Consider the following 23,721-nt stretch of genomic DNA (forward strand, 5'->3'; position numbering starts at 1 on the left):
ACTATCATCCTATAATACTTTTTTCGTTGTAAAATATGTTTAATAAATTAGATTCATTATCTGTTTTAACAATAATATTTTCAATAATTTCAACAAAGAAATTCTTATTTAATAATTGCTTTATCTCTTCATTGAAGTAAAGTGCTATTTTTGATTTAAATAGGTTAGTTTCAGTTCTTAGATTAATTGATTCAATATTTGTTGATGGAAATTGCTTTATAAATGGTACTAGGTAGTAATTATTCAATCTTTCGTCCAATTTATAGGATAAAACAAATTCATCCAAAATAATTTCATATTTTTTATTTTGAGCCTGTTTTAGATAATTAAACAATTTTTTAACATCTATATCCTTTGATTTTGTTTGAGCTTTTAATTGAATTGTTGACATTAATTTATCAAAGGAGATAAAGTTAGGTTGTTTCTTTAGTTGCATGAAATCATAATTAAATACTTCTAAATCATTTTGTACAGCTTTTAAAATATTTTGTTCTTTCCTACTTAACTTCATTTGAAACTCCTTGGTTTATGACATTATTTTTCTTTGTAATTACTGTTAGAGTTCAAATTAGATTTATAACAGTTGATATGTTAAATAAAACAGCAAAACTTAAAGTAGTGATTACAAAAATTTGGTCCAGCGAAAGTTTTGAAGGAATATTATAGAATGATTGGTTATTATTTGAAAGTAGTAATGCATTTAAACCATTAATTATTAGGGTAAATATTACTAATAAAACTAAACTCTTCAATATTATTGAAACATATATAGGTTCATTTGAAGTTTTGTATTTATAAAGCATTAATATTATAATGCTGAATATTGAAGAAAATAAAAGAGTAATATTTGTGACAATAATTTCTTGATTTTTTAAACTTACAATTGCGGTTATTATTCAAATTAGTGTAAAAATAAAGCCGGTAAAAATTGTATTTAATAAAACTCCTTTAATTTTTAGTGGTTTTAGAAAACTTACTAGGACATAACTAATAAAAAATAGGACAATAAATATTAAGCCAATAAGATAAATATAATTTCTTGATGGTTTTTCAGCATCAATGACATTTGAACTTGTTTTATAAAATAGTGCACGAATAAATCAAATTACAGTAGTAAAGGCAAAACCAATATAAAGAAGTAGTCTTTCTCTAGATTCATTATTTTTTTGTTGTTTTGATGCGGTTCATAAAATTCTTTCGATATTGATTCCAAATATTAGCACTCCTAATGTAACAAAAATTAGAATTAAGTAAAATAGATTAATTCCACTTTTTTGTGAAAATAAACTTATAAAGAATTGATGTACAGGGTTATTATCTAGAAAATCAAATTTTTGCTCATCTTTTTTGATGGTGAATATTCATGCTGATATCGTAGCCATAAATCCTATGACTAAAATTGATCGAGAAATAATTGAAATAATAAGAGTTTTTTTGTTTTTGTAAAATAAAGGATTAGTTTTTTTCTTTAATTTGTATGTATAAATTGCATAGGCAACATCGACAATTAATAATATAACTGATAAGAATGATAAATAGTAGTAACTTAGTGTTTTTTCATTAAACATCGTAAATAACAATATTACAGAAATAATTGATAGGGTTGAATATATGATAAATCAAGGTATATATTTTTTAGCCGATTCTTTATGGGTGAAGATATTAGAAAAGTTTTTGCTAATTGTGTATAAAAAGATACTAATTAATAGTGAAATTCTGAATATAGCGAGGTAATTAATACGTTCCAATGATAAACTTGAAAAGTTTAGGAAGTATTCAGGGGTATTTGTAAAAGGAGCGAAAAGTTTTGTTGAAAAAATTGTTATGGGGGCAAAAAATAAGATTAATCCTGATAAAAAAATAAACAAGGAAATGATAGTAATTTTCAAGATTGATACTAACAGATTTTTTCGCTTATTATTGAATAATGACTCAAAGTCATCATATATGCGATTTTCTTTGACTGTGGAATTTTGCATTATCTTGTGGTTCCTTTCTTGAATTTAAATTGCTCTGGAATATTCTCATCACCTAATCCGTTTGCAAATAGGTTGGTTTTTTGTAGATTTGGATAAAGATTTTTTAGAGCTTGTCTATATGATTTTGTTTGATCCTTGCCACCACCATAAATTAAGTCATATTCTGGAAGATTGTATTTTCCGAATAAACCTTGATAATTAAAACCTTCTGATCTAAACGCAAGAGCAAGCCCAGTTCTTGCAAATTGATTGGTTGTATGGTGAATAGCAACTAATTCATTATTTTGGTTTCTAATTGATGAACCAGATGATCCGCCAGCTGGTGCTCATCTTCTTGGTAGATAGTTAAGACTCATGCTGATATATTTCTTGTTTTCATATTCAAATAATTTATCACCATTGATTGGCGCACTAATAAAAGAATCTAGAACCCCAGGTTTGTCAGCGAATGAACGATAACCAATTTGATATGATAAATAATTTCCTCTATTTAGCACATCGCTAGGGAATGAAGATGGCCCGTTTTCAGAATTGGTTAATTTTGCATCATAAAAGTCATAATTAGCATTAAATCATAAACTAAATGAATAACCAAACTTTGCTCTTTCTCTTTGATCATCATCGATGTATGCTTTTAAATAGAAATCTTCACGGGCGCTTGGCCATCCAACGGCAAATAAATGATCAAGACTAGGTGGAATCTTTCCGCTTAACGGATAATCTATTGCTTGATAATCCGCAAGATATGATTTGCTTCTAAATTTGATATGAGATTTTTTATCATTGGCATAATCATTTGTAACCTCTTTAGCTAGATTGAAATCTTTTTTAGCCTTTAAAACTTCAGTTAAGGTTGCTGAATTAGAGGATGCTGAAAAATCTTTAATTTTTTCAAAGTCAATTTCAATAACAGCAAAATCAGCAAATTCTTCAACACCTTCATAAATTTTCTTTTGACGTTCTGATAAAAAATCAGTTGGATGAGTGCTTAGGTAGTCAGTTGCATTAAAAATGGTTCTAATTGCATCTTTATTTTGAGTTCCAAAAGTTGTGATATTGTCATCCATATCTGATATTCTTAGTTTTGCTCCGCTATGAATGTCTTTATTAATTCTTGTTAATGAGAATCCACTTAAATCCTTAGTTATAGCCCTTGCAACGTGGGCATTTGTTCCAAAATATCATTTAGTTGGATATTTTCCTGTGCTATCTGGTTGAAAGTCTAGAATTCACATAGTACCAGATTCAACATTATTTTCCTTCTTTGATTCAGCACGTTTTTTGTATTCATTAATTTTTTGCTCTAATTCCTTAATTTCTGCCGGTCTTGTATGTTTTTCGAAATGAGTTATTCTATCATCATATTCTTTAAGACTTTGTGTTTTTTGCTTGTTAAGACTTTCCACAAGATGTTCATCAGTATTTTCTTTTATTTTTTTATCCCAATCTGCTTCAACTTGTTTTTTATCTTCTTTTAGTTGAGTAATTTTTTCTTGAATTTTTTTCTTGAAGGTTTCTTCATTTTTTTCATCTTGTCAAAATTTAATTAAATCATTAGATTCAGAAATTTCTTTTTCATAAGTTTTGTAATTACTTATTGAAATCGAAAATGTTTGTTTAGCTATTTTTAGATACTGTTCGTTAATGATTGTTCTTGCGACACCGATGGTTTTAAAGATATCTGGTTTTCCTAATGAATCAATTAAACTAGGTTGCTTACCAACCTCAACACCATTTAATTCCAATCCATCTAATGTGCCATCTTGTTTGTATGTAGGGACACTGAAACCTTTGTAGGCGGAATTTTCATAGGTATCTAATTTTAATTCTTGCGCTTTTTGATCAAATTCTTTTTTCTTTGCATCGCTTATATTTAGGAAAGCTCTGAAATCTTTTAAATTATTAATACCGTTTTTCTTATAATTATCCTTCAGTCTTTCTACATATTCATTGTTATCTTTTTTATAACGATCATATTGACTTAATTTTTGATATTTTTGGATTTCACTTTCTTCAATTTTTTCATCAGAAACTCTTCCGTTAGGTCTATTACCTTCGCTATCAACATTGAAATTATTTTTGTTTAAACCTGATAGTTTAAATTTGTAATTTTTTTGCGTGTTAGTTGCTTTATTTCTAAATACAAGTCTAATTTCAGCTTCGCCAGTGGTGTTGGCCTTATCTGCCAAATCAATATTAAAGACACTAAATTCAATTTTTTGGTTTATCGCATCATCTTTGGCTTTTATAACCAGTGATGCATATTGTTTTTGAAGTTGACTAGGAAAGATTTGCTTTTTTTCATGATAAGGGAAGAGATTTTTAAAAGATAAAACAAAATTAGTCTCAATATCTTGGGAACTAGTTAATCTATTAAAATCAGCTAAAAATTGTTCATCAGAATATTTAAGAGTGCTATCAATTTTTGGTTTACCATCGTTTTCTTCGTTAATTTTGCGAATATTTTCTAGTTCACTAGAAATTTGATTGTTTAGTTGAGATAATTTAGTTTTTGCTTTTTTTAGTTCAATGTTACTAATGTTATTATCTTCAAGCAATTCATTAATTTTTTTAATTTCATTTTTTGATTCGATATAGGCCTTGCTTTTGAAATTTGTTTTATTTTCATTTTCAACATTTTTTAATAAACCTTCTAATTTAGTAAGGGCTTCTTTAACTAAACGCTTTTCTTTATCTTGCTCATTTTCACATGAAATTAAGCTTAGAGTGGGCAGAAAACTTAATACCGATGATGCTATTAAAATATTTAGCAAAGTGCGTTTTTTCTTTGTATTCATAATCTTTCCTTTCAAATGCTATATTTTTATAATTTATAGTTTAAGGTTTTAATTTATAAATTAAACTTGTATTCAATTATTAGGAATTATATACTACTTTTATTTAAAAAACGAGTTTTTTACTCGTTGTTTAAACCTAATTATTTTTTTAGTAATGAGTCGAATTTTTTTTGGGTTTCATTATCTATAGAAACTATTGAAACTGCTACGGCCCCAATTCCTGTATGAATAGAAACATCGGCTGGTAACTTGTATGTATAAATTGGAATCTGATCATTTATGATGTTTTTAAATTTTGTCAAAAGCTCCTCAATCATTTCATTATCTGAATGAAGAACAAAAAGCACTTTTTCATCAGGAGTGTCTTTGTTTTTATTTCACATATCTGTAACAGTTTTTTCAAGTGATTTAGCAAATACGCGTCCAATTGAATCCTTTTCTAATACACCATTGTCAAAAGCGATTAGTGGAACTATTTTTAATAATTTAGCTATTGCAGCAGCACCTTTTGAAAGCCTTCCACCTTTGACAAGAGCGTCGTTAAATTGTGGAATTAAGATTAATCTTTCATTATTTATTTCAAAATGTTTTATAGCATCTTTAAAAGAAACACCTGAATTAATTTGAGATTCAAATTTAAATAAATCTTTTAGAATCAAGAAGGAAATTCTTTTTGATTCAACAATATATACTTTGTTGTTATCTTGAAATTGTGTTTTAAGAAATGATGTTTGTGATGATAAAAATTTAGAGATAGGATAAACTAAAATTAAATCATACTCATTTAAGTATTTGTTTATCTCGATATCATTAATCGCTGGCGAAGAAGCTGCAGTGGTGGCATTAATTTTTTTATTTTCTCTTCACATTTTAGCATAATCATCAACAACAATGTCTCTTCCGATTTGATATGTTTTACCGTCTATTTCGCATTGCAATGGTATAAATCCTCAACCAAGCTCATTAGCCTGCTTTTCTGTTAATCCAGATGAAGAATCAACAATAATTTTTATTTTCATACATTCCTCCTAAAAAATGGTTGTAGCAAAATAATTTAGTATTATATATAAATAATTTAAAAAAAAATTATAAAAACCCACAAAATAAGTTGATTTATTAAATTTTTTATATTTATATTTATGTTTGCCATTAGTACTTTTTCGTTTTTTAATTAGTATAAAAAGTTTTAAAAATTAAAAGTTAGCTATAATTTTAAAAATATTAAACAATAGAGTTTTAAAATAATCATAACCAAACTAGTTGGTCTTAACTTAAGGAGTTATTTACATTATGAATTTTTTAGAAGAGCTTAAAAACAGAAAAATACTAAATAATATTTCTAACGAAGAAAAGTTTTCTCAAATTTCTCATGATTCAGGAATTTATATTGGTTTTGACCCCACCGCCAAAAGTCTTCATTTAGGAAATTATTTGCAAATTGCTACCTTATTAAGATTTAAGAAACAAGGCTATAAGGCTTATGCAATTCTAGGGGGGATTACTGGAATGATCGGTGATCCAAGTTTTAGAAAGAGTGAAAGAAGCTTCCTTGATCAAAAAACCCTTATCAACAATAAGGAATCAATAAAAAAACAACTAGAAAATTTTGGCTTATCAGTGATTGATAATATCGAATTTTATAAAGATATGACGTTATTTGATTTTCTTTCACAAATAGGAAAAATGATAAATGTAAATTATTTATTAGAAAAAGAAAGTATTGCAACTCGATTGGATAATGGATTAACATTTACTGAATTTAGTTATCAGCTTATTCAAGGTTGAGACTTTAAGAACATGTTTGAAAAGTATGATGTGAAGATTCAGGCTGGCGGTTCAGATCAATGAGGTAATATTACAACTGGTCTTGAGTTTATTAGAAAAATTTATGGAGACGCTGCTTGTGCGATTGCTTTAACAATTAATTTATTAACTGATGAAAATGGAAATAAATTTGGTAAGTCAACTGGTGGCGGCTCCTTGTGGTTAGATAAAAATATGACAACTCCTTATTCTCTATATCAATTTTTATTAAATCAATCAGATTCCAAAGTGGATGAATATTTAAAGACATTAACTTTTCTTAAATTAGATGAAATTCAGAATATTATGAGAGAGCATGAGCAAGCTAAATTTAAAAGAGTAGCGCAAAGAATTTTAGCATTTGAAGTGGTTAAGGATATTCATGGAATACAATATGCAAATCAAGCAAAAAAAATAAGTGAAATTTTATTTGCAAATAGTAAAGAGGAATTATTAATTAGCGATATTGAAATAATTAAAGAATCCCTTAAAACTTTTAGTGTTAAACACGGTACTAAATTTATTGATTTTATAAAGGAAAATAAAATCACTTCTTCAAATAGGGAAACTCGAGAATTTATAGCTAAAAAATCCTTTATGCTTGATAACGAGATTGTTGAAAATGAAAATATTGTAATTAATTTTGATAGATATGATAATAAGTATGCAGTCCTTAAAAAAGGAAAAAAAGAGTTTTTTATTTTAATAAATGCAAATTAGAAGAAAAAATATTCTACCCTTAAATTTAATTAATGAAATAAAATTTAATTTATTTGATTTGTTTTAGGCAAAATAGCAAAAGTACAATTGATATTTGCAAAACATGGAAATTACTATTAAAGATTTTGCAGAAATAAAATAGAGGATGATTATAACATAAGATATTTTGGAGATAAAAGACTAGATAATTTTGAAAAATGCAAAGAAATCTCGAACCTTAATTTTTTTGTTGTTAACAAAGCCAAGAGTATATGCTGATTTTAGCTGTGAATAATTTTTTATAATTTAAATATGAAGATAACTGATGTATGCTAGGCAATAATTTTCCAAACTTATATTATGGTTTGCAAAAAAATAGAATGCCTAGCAAAAAATAGTAATTGTTTTTGTAATAATTTTTAGATTAAGAATATGTATTTGCACAAGTTAAATAGCAATCCTTAGAAGCAAAATAGAAGTATTGATACTTATTTTGAATTGCTATTTTTTTAATACTTTTGGTAATAAAGCTCCTTATTTTGAAAATATTGATATTAAGAAAATTATTTTAGCTATTGAAAAACTGTGGATACGATGTTTTGCAACTAATTTACTAAGATAGCAATATTAATTATTTTTAGGGTGATTGCTGAAAAAATTATTTTTTGTTATAAAAAAAGCATGTTAGGTGAAACATGCTTTTTTAAGATACAAGAATAACTATTTTTTAATTTCTTTCAATCTTGCGCTTTTTCCTTTAAGACCTCTCATGTAGTAAAGTTTAGCTCTTCTAACCTTATTTTTTCTAGTTACTTGAATAGCAGAAATTAAAGGAGAGTTAATTTTAAATACACGTTCAACGCCAATACCATATGAATCTTTTCTAACAGTGATAGATTTATTGATACCTTCACCATATGCAGCAATAACTAGCCCTTCAAATACTTGAATTCTTTCTTTATCGCCTTCTTTAATTCTAACATGAACTCTAACTATGTACCCTTCTCTTATTTCGGGAAGATCTGTTCTAATTTGGTCTTTTTCTACAAGTTCTAATAAGCTACTTCTCATTTTTTATCCTTTCGATAATATCTTTACGATTTTTTAGTGTTTTTAAATAAGCATGTTTCTCACGTCATTCTTTTATTAGTTTATGATTACCAGAAAGTAATATTTCAGGAACTTTTAGTCCTTTATATTCTGCTGGTCTAGTGTATTGGGGATAGTCAAGTAGTCCTTCGTTTTCAAAACTTTCGTTTTGATGGCTCCCCTTGCGCAAAACTCCGGGAACTAATCTAGCAACAGCTTCGCAAACAACCATAGCTGCAGTTTCTCCGCCTGTTAGAATATAATCTCCAATTGATAATTCTTCATCCACAAAATTTAAAACGCGTTCATCAAAACCTTCATAATGGCCACACACGAGTGTTATTTCATTATGCTTAGCAAGTTCGTGTGCTTTCATTTGGTTGAATTTTTGTCCTTGTGGACTAATTAGGATTTTATAGCTGTTGGGTAGTGTTTCAAGAGCGAGATCGATAGGCTCGACTTGTAGAAGCATTCCATCACCCCCGCCGTATATAGAATCATCAACCTTATTTCTTTTTTCTTTTGAAAATTTTCTAAAATCAATAATATTTAATTCTAGGTGCCCAAGACGTATTGCTTTGCCTATAACACTATAGGTTTTAAATGCTTCAAAATGTTCTGGGAATATTGTGAGAATGTTTATTTTCATAACTATTTGTTTTTTGATTCGATGTATTTTTTGTAGAAATCGTTCTTCTTTAAAAGAGTTCTAACTGTTTCAGTAGGCTTTGCTCCGTTGTTTAAGTATACAGTTGTTAATTCTTCATTTAGATATAAATTTTTTGTATGAGGATCATAGTATCCTAATTCATCAATAAATTTTCCATCACGTGGTGCTCTAGCATCAGAAGCAACAACTTTATATGTAGCATGGAATTTTTTTCCGGTTCTTTTTAGTCTTAATTTAACCATAAGTATTCCTCCTTGAAGTTTTTATATATTTTTAGTATATTTAAATTTTAATAAAAAAATTTTAACATAAAAAAATAAATGTTAAGTAAAAATGCTTAACACTTTAATTTGATTTTTATATTTGATATAAGCAAAGATAATTTGTATTATTTAGTTTTATAGTTTTGAAAACTATAAATAGTATAATTATTATTATGAACAAAGAATTATTAAAAGAAAAATTAAACTATTCATTTGCACCATATTCAAAGGTTAAAGTGGCAGCTTTAGCTATTGATAAGTTGGGCAATGAATATTATGGAGTCAATTGTGAAAATGCTGCGTATCCTAGTGGACTTTGCGCTGAAAGATCTGCACTTTTTGGTTCGGTAGCATATGGTGCAGAAGTGGGGACATTTAAGGAAATACATATAATTAGCAATTTGAATAAAATATTATTCCCATGCGGTGCCTGTCTACAAGTAATGTCTCAATTTTTAGATAAAGATTCCAAGGTAGTATTGCATTCTACTGATCTAACTGAGGAAAGACAATTTTCGATGAATCAATTAATACCTAGCGCAGTAAAAAATGAAGACATTATCCACGCTGCAAAATAAAATGGGGATTTTATGGAAACTGAACATGTTTGCGATTTAAAACATCTTGATTTGCATGGAAATAATTTTGGAGAAGAAATTTCTTATTATTTAGAAAAATTTTCAATATCACAAAAAGAATTGGCACAACGTTTGGGGCTTAGTGCTCAATATGTCTACATAATTATTAATAGCAAAACGAATGTTAATTTAAGTATTGCAATTATTGAAGGCTTGGAAAATGTTTTTAATTTGGAATTAGGTACGCTATCTGAGGTTTATTCAATATATGCTAATAAGGAAAAATCTAATCTGCAAGATGCTGAAAAACTTTTGGTGCAATATGGAGAGGACTTTATCATTAAGAATCCAAGTTTGCCACTGGTAAGTAATATTAAATTAACAAAGGATATGCCTATTAGCAAAAAATTGATGATTATGAATAGGTTTTATGGCGTTGCTAATTTAGATAATTATACCCGATATTTGCGTGAAAATGCACTAGCAGATGAAAGTATTTATGCCAACCCTAATAGTAAGGTTTGAATTAGATTTTGTGAGTTATCGGTTTTGGAAACAATTAGTACTAAAAAAATTGGTGTTTTTAGAAAAAATAATTTTGAAGTTGTGTATAAAAGAGTTGTTAAATTAATATGCGCTAAAAATTTAAACTTTAAAAATAAAATTGATGAAATACAAAATTATTTATTGACTAAAGGAATTATTTTGATTACAATGCCTTTTATCGAGAATAGCGATATTGCGGCCATTACTTTTCAAAAAGGAGCTAGAAGACTTATATTTGTTTCGGATATTTTTAATTGTGAAGCATTTATTTTTAACTATATTTTGCATGAATTAACACATTGTTTTTTTGTTAATAAAAGCGAAAATGAAATTGATGATATTTATATTGAGGCATATCATAAAATTAAGTCTGAATATAATTTTAAATATGAGGGTATTGATGATGCTCTATTGGCTTTTGACAAGTGTAGTGCAGTGCAACATGATGATCGCAAGGGTGAGGTTTGCGATATAACTAAGAAAGTTTTTTATAAATACGAAAAAGTTTCTTTTAGTTAATATTTCTTGTAAAATATTCATTAAATGAAATAATTAAGAAATAAAAATAGGATCTGACTTAATAGATCCTATTTTTATTTAATTGTCTAAATCCAAATAAATATACTCAGTGGCCTCAGTGTTCATTTTCCCATTAACAATTATATCTAGGCATTTTACAGAATATCTGATAGCAGGTTGCTTCTTTTCAAGACCTTCAAGTACAAATTCCATCTCTATAACATGACCAGAAAGATATTTTAAGTTTCCTAATGTTGATGTAAAAGATAAATATTTTTTAAAATTTTCATTTGCTTTAACATTTTCGAACGTTCTTGAAGGGTCATTAGCAGCTTTTGATGTAATTCCCCTATCAATTGGATAGGAATCAGCTCTAATTTTTTGCAATATTTTCATTAATTCTTCACGAGGTAACTTTTTACCTTCATTTGTTAGGGTATATGAAAACGAGTTTTTTATTTCGCCTAATTGTGAAGTCGTTAGAAGTTTTGCTTTAGGACGTTTTAAAGGGTTTATTTTGCCTGTTGCATTATTTTGACTTTTGTCAGGCAAAAGCTGATTGTTTTGGCTATTTGTCGGTCCTCCACACGAAACAGCTATTAGCGGAAATACGATTCCACTAAATGAACTAAATATTAGAAATTTTTTTATCTTTTTCATATCTATATTATACCACTCCATTTTTTAATGTTTTAAATTAATCAGTTTGCAATTTGACTATTCCATTAGCTTCTTCTTGATAATTTCTATCGACACATTTTATAGTGTATTTAATTATTGGTGTTTGTCCATCAAATGCCAGTTTGAATTCATATATATGTGCTGAACCTAAACCATTTAATTTATGATATTTAAATGAAAAGTTTTTTTTAAATTCAGCATCTCAATTAATGATTTGAAAAGTATTTATTTTAGTATTATATTTTGATTTTGTAAACTTATCTCATAAGGCATATAATTTTCCTTCTTCATTTAATTTTTTGCCCTCGGGTTTTAATGTGAATTCAAATTTGTCTTTTATTTCTTGGATTTGTGAGTCGGTTAATAATTGTACTTTTGGTTTATTTGGATTTTTTTTATCAAAATTACATGATAATGTAACAATTGGCAGTGCGAGGATAGAACTAGTAGCAATTATTGATAAGAATATTTTCTTCTTATTTTTAATCATTTTTTTCTCCTTATTTAATTTTTATATCTTGTAAATAATTTAAGTTATTTCAACCAAGTGGTTTAATGATGTTATTTTGATAAATAATTTTAGAAAAGCTATTGATGTTAATTTGATTTATAAGATTTATTGAATAACTAATTAGATTATTAATTTCATTAATAAGTTTTAATTGGTTTTCTACTTCTAAATTACTTAGATAAGTGATAAATAATGTTTCTTGTGTTTTGCTCAAACTATTTTTGAGATTTATATTATTATTCACTAAAAAATTATGCAATGAAATAATCTGTTCAAAACTAGTTAAATAATCTTTCTTATTTTTAGATATAAGGTCAATTAATTTATTTAAATTATTTTCAAAATTTGTTAATTGTTTGTATAAATATTCTGGCGTTGTTCCCTGGAATAGTTTAAATGTAGATTTTTTGTATATTGATTTATTTCTCTCAAAAAATTCTTGATATTTTTCAAAGTTATCAATTTTAGTTATATCTATGTTTAGCCGGCGGTCGATAGAATTAAAAATCTTTTTAATCAGCAGTATCCTTTTGTTAATAAATTGATTATCCTTGGTGATCATTATAGGAATATTTACATAAATATTTTCATTTGAATTAGATGTTTTATAAAAATTATCAATTATATTTCTTAGGTTAGTTTCAATAAATTTAAATCATGTTGATTTAATCTTGTCTTCAACAAAAACAATTAATGGATCATTTAGTCTATTTTTATTTTGGTATTGGAATGTATCACTTAATTTTTTATTATTTGCTCCAAAAATAATAGGTTTCGATATTTGATTATATGCATCCTTTAGTTCACTTATTCCAATAGCCTCATTAGAAGCTAAAATATCAAGATTTTCTGGTGCTTGACTTAATCATAGATTTTTGTCATCCTCAATTAGGCTATACTGGTTTATTAGGTTGTTAAATAATGATTGAAATGTCAAATTATTTTTGCTAAGTTCTAGTGAGTTATTATCTTTTAATCCATAATATAGTTTCATAAAGTTTTTATTCATATATTTCGTTTTTATATCAGGATTTTGGTTGATGATAATATTGTTGTTAATTGAATATCTATTATAATTTTTTTGATATGAAAAATTATATTTCTTATAGTTTTCAAGAATATAGTTTTTTTCATCTAAATTAAGGTCTTCATATTCTATTTTTGAAATAATATTTTGCTTAAAAGCATTTAATGATTGGAGTGAAAACGTAGATTGCGATAAGGGCAACGAGTTGTATTGAATGATTATTTCTTTAAGATTATCATCTTCATTTTTTTGATAGTTTTTATTTATTTTTAAGGTAGTTTCATTGGCATTCATATGCGAAATAAAATAATTACTTGCATAAAATCTGTTTTGGTAGGTTTCACCATAATTAAAAAATCAATCAAGATTTTTTAGGGGATCTTTGTAACTTGATTCTATTATTTCATAAGGAATTGCATCTAGATAATTTTGAATAATTAGGATATTATCAAATATTTGTTTTAGATTTTTAAATGATCCGTCCCTTGTTTTGATAGTAATTTTATTATTATCAAAATTAAGTAGTGCATCAACATCAATATCATTTTGAATTAGGTAGTTATATAGATCGAAACCATCATTTTTTTGTAGTTTTTTATTGTTATATTTTGAAAGATCAATCTTATGCTTTGTAGCAAAAGAGTGGCGATATTCTTTGTTTCGTAACAATTTTGATAATAACCCCAGTTTAAATGATTTGTGGTTAATATGATTATTGGTATTTATAATATTGCCTAGGTAATTAATCCAAACATTGTCTCTATTTTTGATGTCTATTATAACTTTATTTGTGTTATTCAAATCTTTAGCAAAGTTTGGGTTATTTATTGATTTGATATCACTCGAAGGAACAAATAGGAAGGGTGAGTTAAAACCATTACCCTTATCCTTTTTAGGCTTAAAAATACCATTTTCTGGTTTGTTTGATTCATTTTCATAATCTACAATATCAGTATTATCATTACTATATTCATTAGTGCCTATTGGCGTTGTGATATTAATTTTGTTGGCCCATTCTAATTTATAATGAAGTTCTGAGGGAGCTAAAACAATATTGTCTCTAAAATCAATTAAGGGCTGTTGGCTTGATTTTATTCGTATTAGTTTTGCTGCTGTTGCTAGGTTAATTTTGTGAATATTTTTACTAGTATAGTTATCATCAAGGTAGCTAAAGCTAGCATAATCATTGCCATAATTATTTTTTTCAATGAAACGATATTTATTGGTGTTGAAATTATTTTTTACACATGATATTGTAATTATGGGCATTAAACTGATTAACGGTGTTAATAAAATCATTTTTTTGTTCATTTTATTTCCTCCCTTAGTTTGTTTAAACATGACTATGAAAACTTAAAAGCATTATTGTTGTGACAATAGAAGCAGCAAAAATTATTAATGTTCGATATAAAGTTTTAGTATCTTTGTTTCTTATATGAATAAATTCGGGGACTAGTTCAAAGATAGCGGTAAATATGATAATTGCGCCTCCAAAAATCAATAATGAGGATTGTATTCATTTTAAATCATCGTTTATGAATCGCCCAGTAAATGCTCCTAAAAAAATGAAGGGGATTATAAGTAAAAAAGTTATGAAATTATATAAAACTGCCTTTCCTTTTTTTTCTCCATATTGAATTTGACGGAAGTATATGATTGTGACTTCAATAAGGATGTGGATGGTAAATGTTATTAGTAGAGTAAGTGAACTTGAAAAAGTATTTTGTGTAAATATTATTTTAAATATTGAATATCCAATAAAAAAACCATCAATTATTCTGTGACTTAATAACATAACAATTGCTAATCAAGCTGCTTTGGGGTTATCAATATCTTTAAATGAAATTAGGTGATCTGAGTGGTTATGTTCTTCATGACTTTTATGAGGATCTATTTTAGATTTTCTAATAAATAAATACCTTCCTGCAATAACAACACTAAAGCCTATTAATGCACTTATCCCGAGAATACCGACAGTTACTAGTGTCCTGTTTATTTCTGAACCAAACTTATTTGGGCCATCATGTGTAAAATCGATAGCAATTTTATATCCTTCCCGCAAAAAACCGAATGCTCCAATCATTAAAAACATTCCAGTTGAAAAAGCGTACATATAAATAATTGCATTACCTTTTTTTGCTTTTTCAGATGGCTTTATAAACGAAAGGAGACCTAATAATATGAGTGGTAAAATCATTAATATTGGGATATAAACTAGTATATTTATAAATATGGTTAATTCTATATTGTTTTCAAATGCAGTTCCCACGTTATTTATTATCATATATTTACCTCCTTTCACAATGTTTATTAATTCGTAATTTTGTAATAATTATACAATATTTTTATAACTATAATATAAAAAAAAGTGATAAAATTTGTATTATGAAAATAAGAAAAAAGCTATTAAATTTGTTATTAATTTCTCCTATTGTGGCAATTCCTTTTGCAGTTTTAAGTTGTAGTCAAAATATTAAAAAAGAAGTATATTTAGATATTGATAAGGTATCGAGAGTATTTTTGAATAGATTAACTCTTAGCCAAATAGCTTCAATAGAAAAAGATGAACATATATTTTATTGATTCGATAAGAATGGCCGCCATAATTTTGATGCAGTAAAGATAGAAAACAAAAAAATGTACCTACTTAATAAAAATGAATGGGTTGAATATAAACCGGATTTTCCATATAGAAATAATTGAAAGCAGTTTACTACTGGCAATAATAATATTCGTATATTTGATTCAGATGAAAAGAGTGATATTAATAGCTTTTTGAATGAATATTCGTTTGATGATGTTGACTCAGCAGGTTCTTTTAATGACGAATGATTTACAACTTTATCATTGATATTTGGAAAAGATTTTAATAGAAATAGGGATCCCTATTTTGAGGACATACAGACAGTAATTTTTAGATTGAACCAAGATATTGATTTGAATTATTCTATAATGAATCGTAAATATCTTATTAATGCTAAAAAGCATAGGGTATTGTTTTCGAATTGAATTCAACCTCAATATATACAAGCAAAATCTTTTTTGTCAAATGAACATAATGAGATGAGATCAACATTTGTAAAACTATTAAAACTTTATTTAAATAAGTTTAACGTTGATGTGGCATCAATCGATATTGATTGGAGTAATAGTGAAATAAAACATTCATACTCTGGAGCTACAGATTATATTTCCTTTGAGATAAGTAGTATTAAGGATTGAAACGGTCAAGAATTAATAAAATCTAAAAATAAGAATAAAAAGTATTATTTAAATGGCTTCAGAAATTATGCCACAAATGGAAAATTTGGGGTCGGAACTAAAGGAATAAAAGAAGAATATCCATTATTTACTGATTACGTCGAAAATCCCCTTTTATTCATGGATGGAAAGAGATATTTAACAATTATTGATAATATTAATCACTTCATAAAGTCATCAGGTTCAAAAGATTATTGAAATGCCAAAGGTTTGATGAATTTATTTTGAAATCTAAAAGATGAGATCTTTGTAATAAAGATTCCAGAATATAGAAAAAAAGAAGATCTTGAATATAAAATAGTTGATTTTGAATTTACTGATTATTTTGACACTAATCAGGTTTTTAGAGCAATTGTTGAGGTTACTAAGAAAGATGGCACAAAAAAGAAATATTCCTGGTTAAGTTCTAACTTTGATGATCATGGGCACAGGTTAAAGGGGTTGATTACTAAAAATAAAAATAACGCAAATATTTTACCTGAGGATATTTATTCATTTAAACCAAGTAATAATGGGATAAAAGCTGGCATAAAACTTTCGGATTTTGTTAACAGTAACAAGGATTCAGCGTTTATGGAAGGGCTTAACGAAGCATCAAATAAGATGGATAAATTGTTTAATTATTGAAATAACGATAGTAGACAAAATTTTGATGTTTCGCTTTTAGATAATAATTCATATCAAGTCAAGGTGCTTGAAGCATATATTAATAACTATTTATTAGCTTATGCTCTAGAAAATAAACAAGGCAAAACATTAGATGGTATAAAGAGAATTGAACTTAATTTAATACCAGAAAAAAATAAATTAGGTCAATTATATATTGAATTAAATTTTATTTCATTTAATAATCCGTCTGATTTTAAGTATAAATCAAAAAATGATAAAGTTATAGCAAAGGCTTCTGTTTATTGAAATTATTTTAAGGGCTATGATGTTCAAAAATCTAATGATATATTTACACTTATTAATTTTGAAAGGTTGGTATAACTAATGAGGATCAAAAAAATTTTGACTAGTTTTTTGGGATTATCTTTATTTGGGTTGCCTGCTATTTCGATCTCATGTATAAGATATCCAAATGATTCAGAAAATGTATCATTAAATGAATCGATAGAAAATAAGAGTAACATTGTTGAGATAAAACTTGAAAATAAACCAACACTTGAAATAAAAAAAATATACGATAATGAACTCTTGAAATTATTTTTAGAAGTTAAACAGACGTATCGAAATTATCGTAAGCGATATATTAGAATTATAAGAAGAATAGATGCTTTTAGAAACAAGGTTGCTGCATTAATTATCGACCAAGGAAAACCTGAGAATTCAAAAAAAATTAATGATTTTTTTGTTAAATGATTAGAAGAAGCAGGTAAACAAAAAACAAGTTTAGCTAAACTTTTAGATAAATATCAACTAATTTTTCAAGATGTTGATGCCGTTTTGAACGATGTTAATTTAGTTTTTGATAATCAACAGTTTATTAAATTTATCGAAATTATTGATAAGAGATTGAGTGGAAAGGATATTAATCTTGGTGAGCTGCAAAAGTCCATTATCGATGCCTGAGATTTTTTAAGAAAGAATGTATTTAATGAAAAAAAAGTTTCGAAAATAGAAGATCTTGACAAGATAAATATCGAGAGTGACAAGAATTCTCATACTCATTCACATGCCATTGTTAATCTTACCTTTGAAATGGGGTTATGGCATTTATTGTTAAAAAAGAGTGTAAAGGATCAAAAAATAATAGGTGAATTAAAAAAAGATTTTAAAGTTTTAAAAGAAAATGTTATTGACAACATTGGCCAAAAAAACTATGAATCAGATTATAATTTTTTAATTAAACTATTTAGTGAAAATATGGATTTTAACAAATCCAATAATCTAATTAATGATAAATATCAAGCCAAAGCTAAACAAATTATGGAAAGTATTAAGAAAATATTGATTGATGTTGCCAAAAAGGAAGGTATATCTGATAAATTAAATCTTAATTAATTGAATTATTTAAAAAAATAGGCCTAAGTTGAATTTCTTTGCGAAGTATGCTTGGCCTATTTTATTTTGTTTTTGGGTTAAATGTATTAGCTAAACTTGATGATAGTAGCTTTAAATTTATTGAAAAAGCAATTATAAATATTGATGCGGTTAAGAGATATCCAGGATTATTGGATACCAAACTAATTGCTTCTTTTAAAATGAAACCTATATTTATGCTATTTGAATCATTAATAAAATCTAGGAATGCTAATGAAGAAGCAATTAAGATATTAATAGAAAATCTTTCAACTAATATTATTAGAAAGTTTGCAAAAATTCTTTTGAAAATATGATTATAGGCAATTCTTCAATTTGATGCACCAACAGCCCTAGAAGCAACGATAAATTCTTGTGTTAGCAAGGAATTGATTTCTTCTTTTGCAAATTTGAAATATGAAATTCAGCAAATTATTGATAATGATATAAATAACCCATATAAACTTGTTCCGATAAAAATAGATAATAGAAAAACTCAAATAATTTCTGGGATAACACTAATAGAGTTAATTATTCTATCAATAAATCGTACAATTATATTTTGTTTATAAATATTTATAATAACCGCAAAATTAAAACCGATAAAAATATTAATAATAATTGCAGCAAGAATTACTAAAATAGTTGACCAAATAGATGTTATCGTTCTAGCATATATATCAATTCCTTGGTTGTTTGTTCCTAGAAATAAACCATTAGGAATTTCTATGGGCATATCTTTAGATAATTGTAAGAGATTTACTGCTTTGATTAGATTGTAAGGATTGTATGTTAAAGTAACAATATCTGTATAAATAGTTTGCTCTCCACCAATATCTCTAGCTGAGTCAAATTCAATTCAAAATATTAAGTTTCTATGTTCACTAGCCGCTGATTTTGCTTCCAGTTTTGCGATGTTTCTTATAAAATCTAATTCAACACCACGATTAAAGTTTTTTGTTATTTTTTGAGAAAAATTTGATGGCAGGTCATTAACTAGTGTTGTATTTTCATTGATTGAGTGAGTAGGAGAGTTTTTAATTAAAAATGTGGCAATTAATAAAGCTAATATTAAAATAGCAAAGCATATAAAACAAATAAGATTAAATTTATTGGCAAAAAATCTTTTTCAGTATTGTTTTGCGGAATTTGTATGGATAACATAAGGATTCGAATTCGATTTTTTTTCTCTTGCAAAGTTAAATAGATTATTGTGCATTTTTACCTCGTTTATATTTTTTAAAAAGAAGTAAAGAAGTGAATTCGTTTTTCGGGCTCAACTTTATTATAGCGATTTTATTGATTAATAAAAGAAAACTTAGTAAAATAAAATTAAAGATAAAGTAAAACATAATAATATCTACTTCACCTTTTCTGAAAGCAAATGAAATTAATAAACTTTGGCCTGGGATTGAAAAAATTCTTTCAACTAAAATTGTTATTGTGAATAATAAAACATAGAGAACAAAAAATAAGTTGAGTTCGCCAATTAACAATTCTTTTAAAACAACTTTTTTTAGTAAATCACGCTTTTTCATTCCATATGTTTTTGCAAATAGATAATAATCTGATTTAAGAATTTCAAACGTTTTTTTTCTTGATTTAGAAAAGAAGATAGCTACTGTTGGAAGTGAAGAAATTAGTATAGGAACTATTAGCGAAGCAAAGCTAAGTTTACTATTTAAAAACTGCGAGGGATAGCCAAATATGTCTGCACTTGATAAAGCAAGAATGCAAATAATTAAGATTGGTAAGGAACCTAAAAAAGAAATAATAATAGAGGTTATAACATCATATGATTTATTAAATTTATAAGCAGAAAACACTCCTAATATGTTGCTGACAATAAAGCTAATAATAAATACTGATAGACTTATTAAAAAGGTCCAACGAAATTGCCGTAGGTAGAGAAATAAAATGTTATTTTCAACACTGGCTAATTCATGAGAGTATATTTTTCCGGGATTAAATGTAAATAAATTTGTTAAAAAGGTCTTAAATCTAGCTCCATAGTTATGTGAAATTTGTGAATAAATAGCTATATTTTTTTTAATTTGAGGTTCAATTAAAACATTTATTGCAAAGAATATAATAACAATTGAAATAAAGAAAATAAAAAAATAGAAAGCAATATTTTTGAACAAGTTTATTTTAATTTTAGTTGTCATAATTTACCCCCTATTTTTAACTTTATCTATCATTGGCGTATTTTGAATGCGTTATTCTTCGTGATGGTCATCGATATTTTCTATTTGAATTGATTCTGTTTGAACTATTTTTTTGTCTGCGGTGTTATAGAAATTTATATTTAATATTAAGAAGTTATCTACAAATTTAGTTTTTGAATCATCAAAATTGATACTAAATTCAATATCATTTTTATTCTTATCAATTTTTTCGATTGGTAGTGTTTTTTGTAATTCTTCTAATAAATTTTTAAAGCCTTTTTCCTGCTCTGCTTTTAGTTTATTCAAGAAATTAGTTTGTGCTTCTTTTTCTTCAATTTTATTTTTTAATTTTGTTGTAAATTTTCAATTTGAAATCATTTTTACAGGTTCGATTTTTTTGAAACCAATTAATGTAAATCTAATTGTAGTATTTAAAACCTTGAATTTAATATCTAGGTGAATTTCACCCTCATCATCATGCGAATGAGTTGAAGCGGAGATACTTAATTCTTCTTTTTCTCTTAATTCATTTTCGATAAAAATAATTGAATATTTTGAAAAAACTTTTTTAACATCTTCTCATTTTTTTGCTGATTTTAATTCCTTAACTACATCAGAAGCAATAACTTCTTCTTGATTTTCGGCTATTTTTTGAACAATTAATCCTGATTTTTCTTGTGTGTTTCTTTTATTGAAACTTGATATTGCTAATTTTATTTTTTCTAATAATGATTTAACCTTTTTTTCGTCTTTTTCATCTTTTTTAAGTTTATTTATCTCTTCTAGTATTTTTTGAGCATTCTCTTTTTCATTTAAATCTTCCTCATATTTAATAATTTTTTGAATTTGGTCTTTTTTTGAAATAATTTGGTTGATTTCCGCAGTTGAATCGCCATTTTTATTACTACATGATGCAACTACTAATGGAGTGCTTAAAACTGCTATTAAAGGTGATAGTGATAAAAATAACTTTATGTTTTTTTTCATATATTTACCTCATTTAAAATTAAATTACTTTAATAAATTATAACAAAAATAGTTTAACTATATTTTTATTTTTTTTGCATTTTTGTCTTATTTATGCGATTTTTATTAAAATAATGTGAAAAATTAAATAAAATTTAAATTAACAAAGTAATTAACTAAAATTAATTATAAAATTGTTTCCAATTGGTATTATAAACTTGTTGCTGAAAGGTTAAGATGTTATATGAGTAAAAAAGATTTATTGATGTTAGAGAATCGAATAAATTCATGTACAACCTTTGGAGAATTTTTAAGAAATATTTTCAAAATTGCCAAAATTAAGACAAATGATGTTTGCAAAAAGATTAAAGCCGATCGAAGAAAAATATTTAACTTGTTAAACGATTTAAGAGATGATGTTAGTCTTAATTTAATTCAAGATTTAGAAAAAATGCTAGACCTAAAAATTGGCTATTTAACAAATAAATGATATTTTTTTAGAAATAATCTTAATGTTGGCCCATTAGATAAAGCAGAAATAATTAAAAGACTAGGCTGGGAGATACTTGAAAAAAATCGTTATCTTACTAATATCTTAGGTGATAATAGGCTTAGCCAGTCGCCAAGTGAAGAAGAAATAATTGAATTTCTTGAAAAATATTATGGAACATTGAACATTGAGGAATATTCAAAGCATATTTCAAAACATTTGTATATTAATCATTGCAAAATTACAAAACATAATAGAATCCCTTTTATTCGTTTTTGTGAATTATTCATTAGAGAAAATTTTAAAGGAAAAGACATTGCTTCAAGATTAAGATTTAAGGAATATTTACCAAAATTTGTTATTGTTAGATTAATTGATACACTGTTTAATGAAATTGATTCTTTTGATGAAAAAATTAGCAAAGTTTCTTTACTTCTTAAAGATAGAAATATTGAGTTAATAAAACTACCCTATATTGAAAAAACGATGACAAGATCGATAACCTTTTCATTTGGCCCTAAAAAATATATTATTATAACTGATATGTATAATTCCGAAATATTGATTTTATTTTCATTATTTAGAGAAATTATGATTTGCTTTAATCCTTGATTATCAAGAGAAGAGTATTATGAAGAATTTAGAAAAAAATATGATATTTGAAGAGGATACAATAAGGCTAGAAATTTAAGAATGATTGATGATATTTTAGAAGGAATTAAGCAAATTTCTTTGCTTGATAAGAATAATGCTAATTTTTATGAAAATATTCTTGAAATTTATAAGAGCATTGCTAAAAAATATAAAAAAATAAAATTTTAGATGTTAAATATTTTAAAAACTACTAAAAATAAGTTGATTTATAACAAAATAAAAAAACATAAAATAAAGGCTGATATCTTTTTTTATTTTTAATGTATTATATTAAAATAAACTAATAATAATTTAAATTATGAATACCTAATAGAAATTAAGATATATTTAGCTTGGTTTTTAAGTATTATATTAACTTAAAATTAAATTAAATAAGGAGGAAAATTATGAAAAAAACTATCTATCTAGCTGGCGGATGCTTTTGGGGTGTGCAAGCCTATTTTTCGCGTTTAAAAGGTGTTATAGAAACTAAGACTGGTTATGCAAACGGTAATACTGATGTAACCTCATATTATCAAATTAAATCAACCTTACATGCTGAGACAGTGAGGGTCATTTATGATGATGAGAAAATTTCTTTAGAGGAACTTGTTTTACACTTATTTAGAATTATTAATCCAGGATCCTTAAATAAGCAGGGAGGTGATATTGGTATCCAATATCGAACCGGTGTATACTATGATAATGAAAGTGATTTTACTAAATTAGAAAAGTTATTTAATATTTTAAAGGGAAATTATAGTGAATTTTATGTAGAACTTTTACCTCTCAAAAATTTTGTAATCGCAGAAGAATATCATCAAAATTATTTGCAAAGAAATCCATCTGGTTATTGTCACGTAAGACTTGATATTGAACCTGAATTAAATGAGAGTGAGAAAAAAATTATTAATTTATTAAAATAATATCATTATATTAAGATAGGTAACGAGAAAAAAACATAGCAAGAAAAGCTATGTTTTTAGTTAAATCCATATTATTTCGTTTATTTTTTTAA

At 26.1% G+C, this 23,721-nt stretch carries 21 protein-coding genes; 7 read left to right on the forward strand and 14 right to left on the reverse strand.

What is annotated here, in order from left to right; translation table 4 throughout:
* Window position 1: 1 nt before the first annotated feature.
* The 4 genes from ACWXVS_RS00595 to ACWXVS_RS00610 form a co-directional block, all read right to left on the reverse strand.
* A complete protein-coding gene (locus tag ACWXVS_RS00595) occupies window positions 2–511 on the reverse strand; it encodes an MSC_0623 family F1-like ATPase-associated protein (protein ID WP_438340758.1) in 510 nt (169 codons plus the stop codon).
* Window positions 498–1,979 carry an MSC_0624 family F1-like ATPase-associated membrane protein gene (locus ACWXVS_RS00600; RefSeq protein ID WP_455994538.1) on the reverse strand — a complete coding sequence of 494 codons (1,482 nt, stop codon included), beginning with the start codon at window positions 1,977–1,979 and terminating at the stop codon, window positions 498–500. The genes ACWXVS_RS00595 and ACWXVS_RS00600 overlap by 14 nt, the downstream gene beginning before the upstream one ends.
* Window positions 1,979–4,777 (reverse strand): Ig-specific serine endopeptidase MIP, encoded by a 2,799-nt coding sequence (gene mip / locus ACWXVS_RS00605; RefSeq protein WP_455994540.1) that lies wholly within the window; start codon window positions 4,775–4,777, stop codon window positions 1,979–1,981. The genes ACWXVS_RS00600 and mip overlap by 1 nt, the downstream gene beginning before the upstream one ends.
* 140 nt (window positions 4,778–4,917) lie before the next feature.
* A complete protein-coding gene (locus ACWXVS_RS00610) occupies window positions 4,918–5,796 on the reverse strand; it encodes a DegV family protein (protein WP_455994542.1) in 879 nt (292 codons plus the stop codon).
* Between the two features lie 271 nt (window positions 5,797–6,067).
* Here ACWXVS_RS00610 and tyrS point away from each other — a divergent pair, with 271 nt between their 5' ends.
* Window positions 6,068–7,300, forward strand: a complete 1,233-nt coding sequence (gene tyrS, locus ACWXVS_RS00615) for a tyrosine--tRNA ligase (RefSeq protein WP_455966318.1) — start codon at window positions 6,068–6,070, stop codon at window positions 7,298–7,300.
* A 699-nt stretch (window positions 7,301–7,999) separates the two neighbouring features.
* Here the strand turns inward: tyrS and rplS are convergent.
* From rplS to rpsP, 3 genes are read right to left on the reverse strand one after another with little or no spacing between them, the layout of a single operon-like run.
* Window positions 8,000–8,350 (reverse strand): 50S ribosomal protein L19, encoded by a 351-nt coding sequence (gene rplS, locus ACWXVS_RS00620; protein WP_438340763.1) that lies wholly within the window; start codon window positions 8,348–8,350, stop codon window positions 8,000–8,002.
* Window positions 8,340–9,017, reverse strand: a complete 678-nt coding sequence (gene trmD, locus ACWXVS_RS00625) for a tRNA (guanosine(37)-N1)-methyltransferase TrmD (protein ID WP_438340764.1) — start codon at window positions 9,015–9,017, stop codon at window positions 8,340–8,342. The genes rplS and trmD overlap by 11 nt, the downstream gene beginning before the upstream one ends.
* A 2-nt stretch (window positions 9,018–9,019) precedes the next feature.
* Window positions 9,020–9,280 carry a 30S ribosomal protein S16 gene (rpsP, locus tag ACWXVS_RS00630; protein ID WP_438340765.1) on the reverse strand — a complete coding sequence of 87 codons (261 nt, stop codon included), beginning with the start codon at window positions 9,278–9,280 and terminating at the stop codon, window positions 9,020–9,022.
* Between the two features lie 194 nt (window positions 9,281–9,474).
* Between rpsP and ACWXVS_RS00635 the strand changes: the two genes are divergently transcribed.
* Both ACWXVS_RS00635 and ACWXVS_RS00640 read left to right on the forward strand, forming a co-directional pair.
* Window positions 9,475–9,879 (forward strand): cytidine deaminase, encoded by a 405-nt coding sequence (locus tag ACWXVS_RS00635; RefSeq protein WP_438340766.1) that lies wholly within the window; start codon window positions 9,475–9,477, stop codon window positions 9,877–9,879.
* 12 nt (window positions 9,880–9,891) lie between these two features.
* A complete protein-coding gene (locus ACWXVS_RS00640; protein ID WP_455994544.1) occupies window positions 9,892–10,944 on the forward strand; it encodes a helix-turn-helix transcriptional regulator in 1,053 nt (350 codons plus the stop codon).
* A gap of 78 nt (window positions 10,945–11,022) precedes the next feature.
* Here ACWXVS_RS00640 and ACWXVS_RS00645 read toward each other — a convergent pair whose 3' ends face one another.
* From ACWXVS_RS00645 to ACWXVS_RS00660, 4 genes are read right to left on the reverse strand one after another with little or no spacing between them, the layout of a single operon-like run.
* The gene (locus ACWXVS_RS00645; protein WP_455994546.1) at window positions 11,023–11,604 is read right to left on the reverse strand and encodes a hypothetical protein; all 582 of its coding nucleotides are present in this window, start codon (window positions 11,602–11,604) and stop codon (window positions 11,023–11,025) included.
* Between the two features lie 37 nt (window positions 11,605–11,641).
* Window positions 11,642–12,115, reverse strand: a complete 474-nt coding sequence (locus ACWXVS_RS00650; RefSeq protein ID WP_444705090.1) for a hypothetical protein — start codon at window positions 12,113–12,115, stop codon at window positions 11,642–11,644.
* A gap of 10 nt (window positions 12,116–12,125) precedes the next feature.
* The gene (locus tag ACWXVS_RS00655) at window positions 12,126–14,474 is read right to left on the reverse strand and encodes an OppA family ABC transporter substrate-binding lipoprotein (protein ID WP_455994548.1); all 2,349 of its coding nucleotides are present in this window, start codon (window positions 14,472–14,474) and stop codon (window positions 12,126–12,128) included.
* Between the two features lie 22 nt (window positions 14,475–14,496).
* Window positions 14,497–15,447 (reverse strand): hypothetical protein, encoded by a 951-nt coding sequence (locus ACWXVS_RS00660; RefSeq protein WP_444705092.1) that lies wholly within the window; start codon window positions 15,445–15,447, stop codon window positions 14,497–14,499.
* A 101-nt stretch (window positions 15,448–15,548) separates the two neighbouring features.
* Between ACWXVS_RS00660 and ACWXVS_RS00665 the strand changes: the two genes are divergently transcribed.
* Both ACWXVS_RS00665 and ACWXVS_RS00670 read left to right on the forward strand, forming a co-directional pair.
* Complete coding sequence (locus tag ACWXVS_RS00665; protein WP_455994550.1) at window positions 15,549–17,414, forward strand: MAG3240 family lipoprotein; 1,866 nt, start codon at window positions 15,549–15,551, stop codon at window positions 17,412–17,414.
* A 3-nt stretch (window positions 17,415–17,417) separates the two neighbouring features.
* Window positions 17,418–18,428, forward strand: a complete 1,011-nt coding sequence (locus ACWXVS_RS00670; RefSeq protein ID WP_444705094.1) for an HxHSH motif-containing lipoprotein — start codon at window positions 17,418–17,420, stop codon at window positions 18,426–18,428.
* Between the two features lie 61 nt (window positions 18,429–18,489).
* Here the strand turns inward: ACWXVS_RS00670 and ACWXVS_RS00675 are convergent, their stop codons facing one another.
* From ACWXVS_RS00675 to ACWXVS_RS00685, 3 genes are read right to left on the reverse strand one after another with little or no spacing between them, the layout of a single operon-like run.
* Window positions 18,490–19,665 (reverse strand): ABC transporter permease subunit, encoded by a 1,176-nt coding sequence (locus ACWXVS_RS00675; RefSeq protein ID WP_455994552.1) that lies wholly within the window; start codon window positions 19,663–19,665, stop codon window positions 18,490–18,492.
* Window positions 19,655–20,614, reverse strand: coding sequence for an ABC transporter permease subunit (locus ACWXVS_RS00680; protein ID WP_455994554.1), 960 nt, complete (start codon window positions 20,612–20,614; stop codon window positions 19,655–19,657). Before ACWXVS_RS00680 ends, ACWXVS_RS00675 begins: the two co-directional genes overlap by 11 nt.
* A 51-nt stretch (window positions 20,615–20,665) precedes the next feature.
* The gene (locus ACWXVS_RS00685; RefSeq protein ID WP_455994556.1) at window positions 20,666–21,601 is read right to left on the reverse strand and encodes a Vmc-like lipoprotein signal peptide domain-containing protein; all 936 of its coding nucleotides are present in this window, start codon (window positions 21,599–21,601) and stop codon (window positions 20,666–20,668) included.
* A gap of 223 nt (window positions 21,602–21,824) precedes the next feature.
* Here ACWXVS_RS00685 and ACWXVS_RS00690 point away from each other — a divergent pair, with 223 nt between their 5' ends.
* Both ACWXVS_RS00690 and msrA read left to right on the forward strand, forming a co-directional pair.
* Complete coding sequence (locus ACWXVS_RS00690) at window positions 21,825–22,892, forward strand: hypothetical protein (protein ID WP_455994557.1); 1,068 nt, start codon at window positions 21,825–21,827, stop codon at window positions 22,890–22,892.
* 218 nt (window positions 22,893–23,110) lie between these two features.
* Window positions 23,111–23,629 carry a peptide-methionine (S)-S-oxide reductase MsrA gene (gene msrA, locus ACWXVS_RS00695; RefSeq protein WP_455994559.1) on the forward strand — a complete coding sequence of 173 codons (519 nt, stop codon included), beginning with the start codon at window positions 23,111–23,113 and terminating at the stop codon, window positions 23,627–23,629.
* The last annotated feature ends 92 nt before the right edge of the window (window positions 23,630–23,721 follow it).

The organism is Mycoplasma sp. 327, from assembly GCF_053851655.1.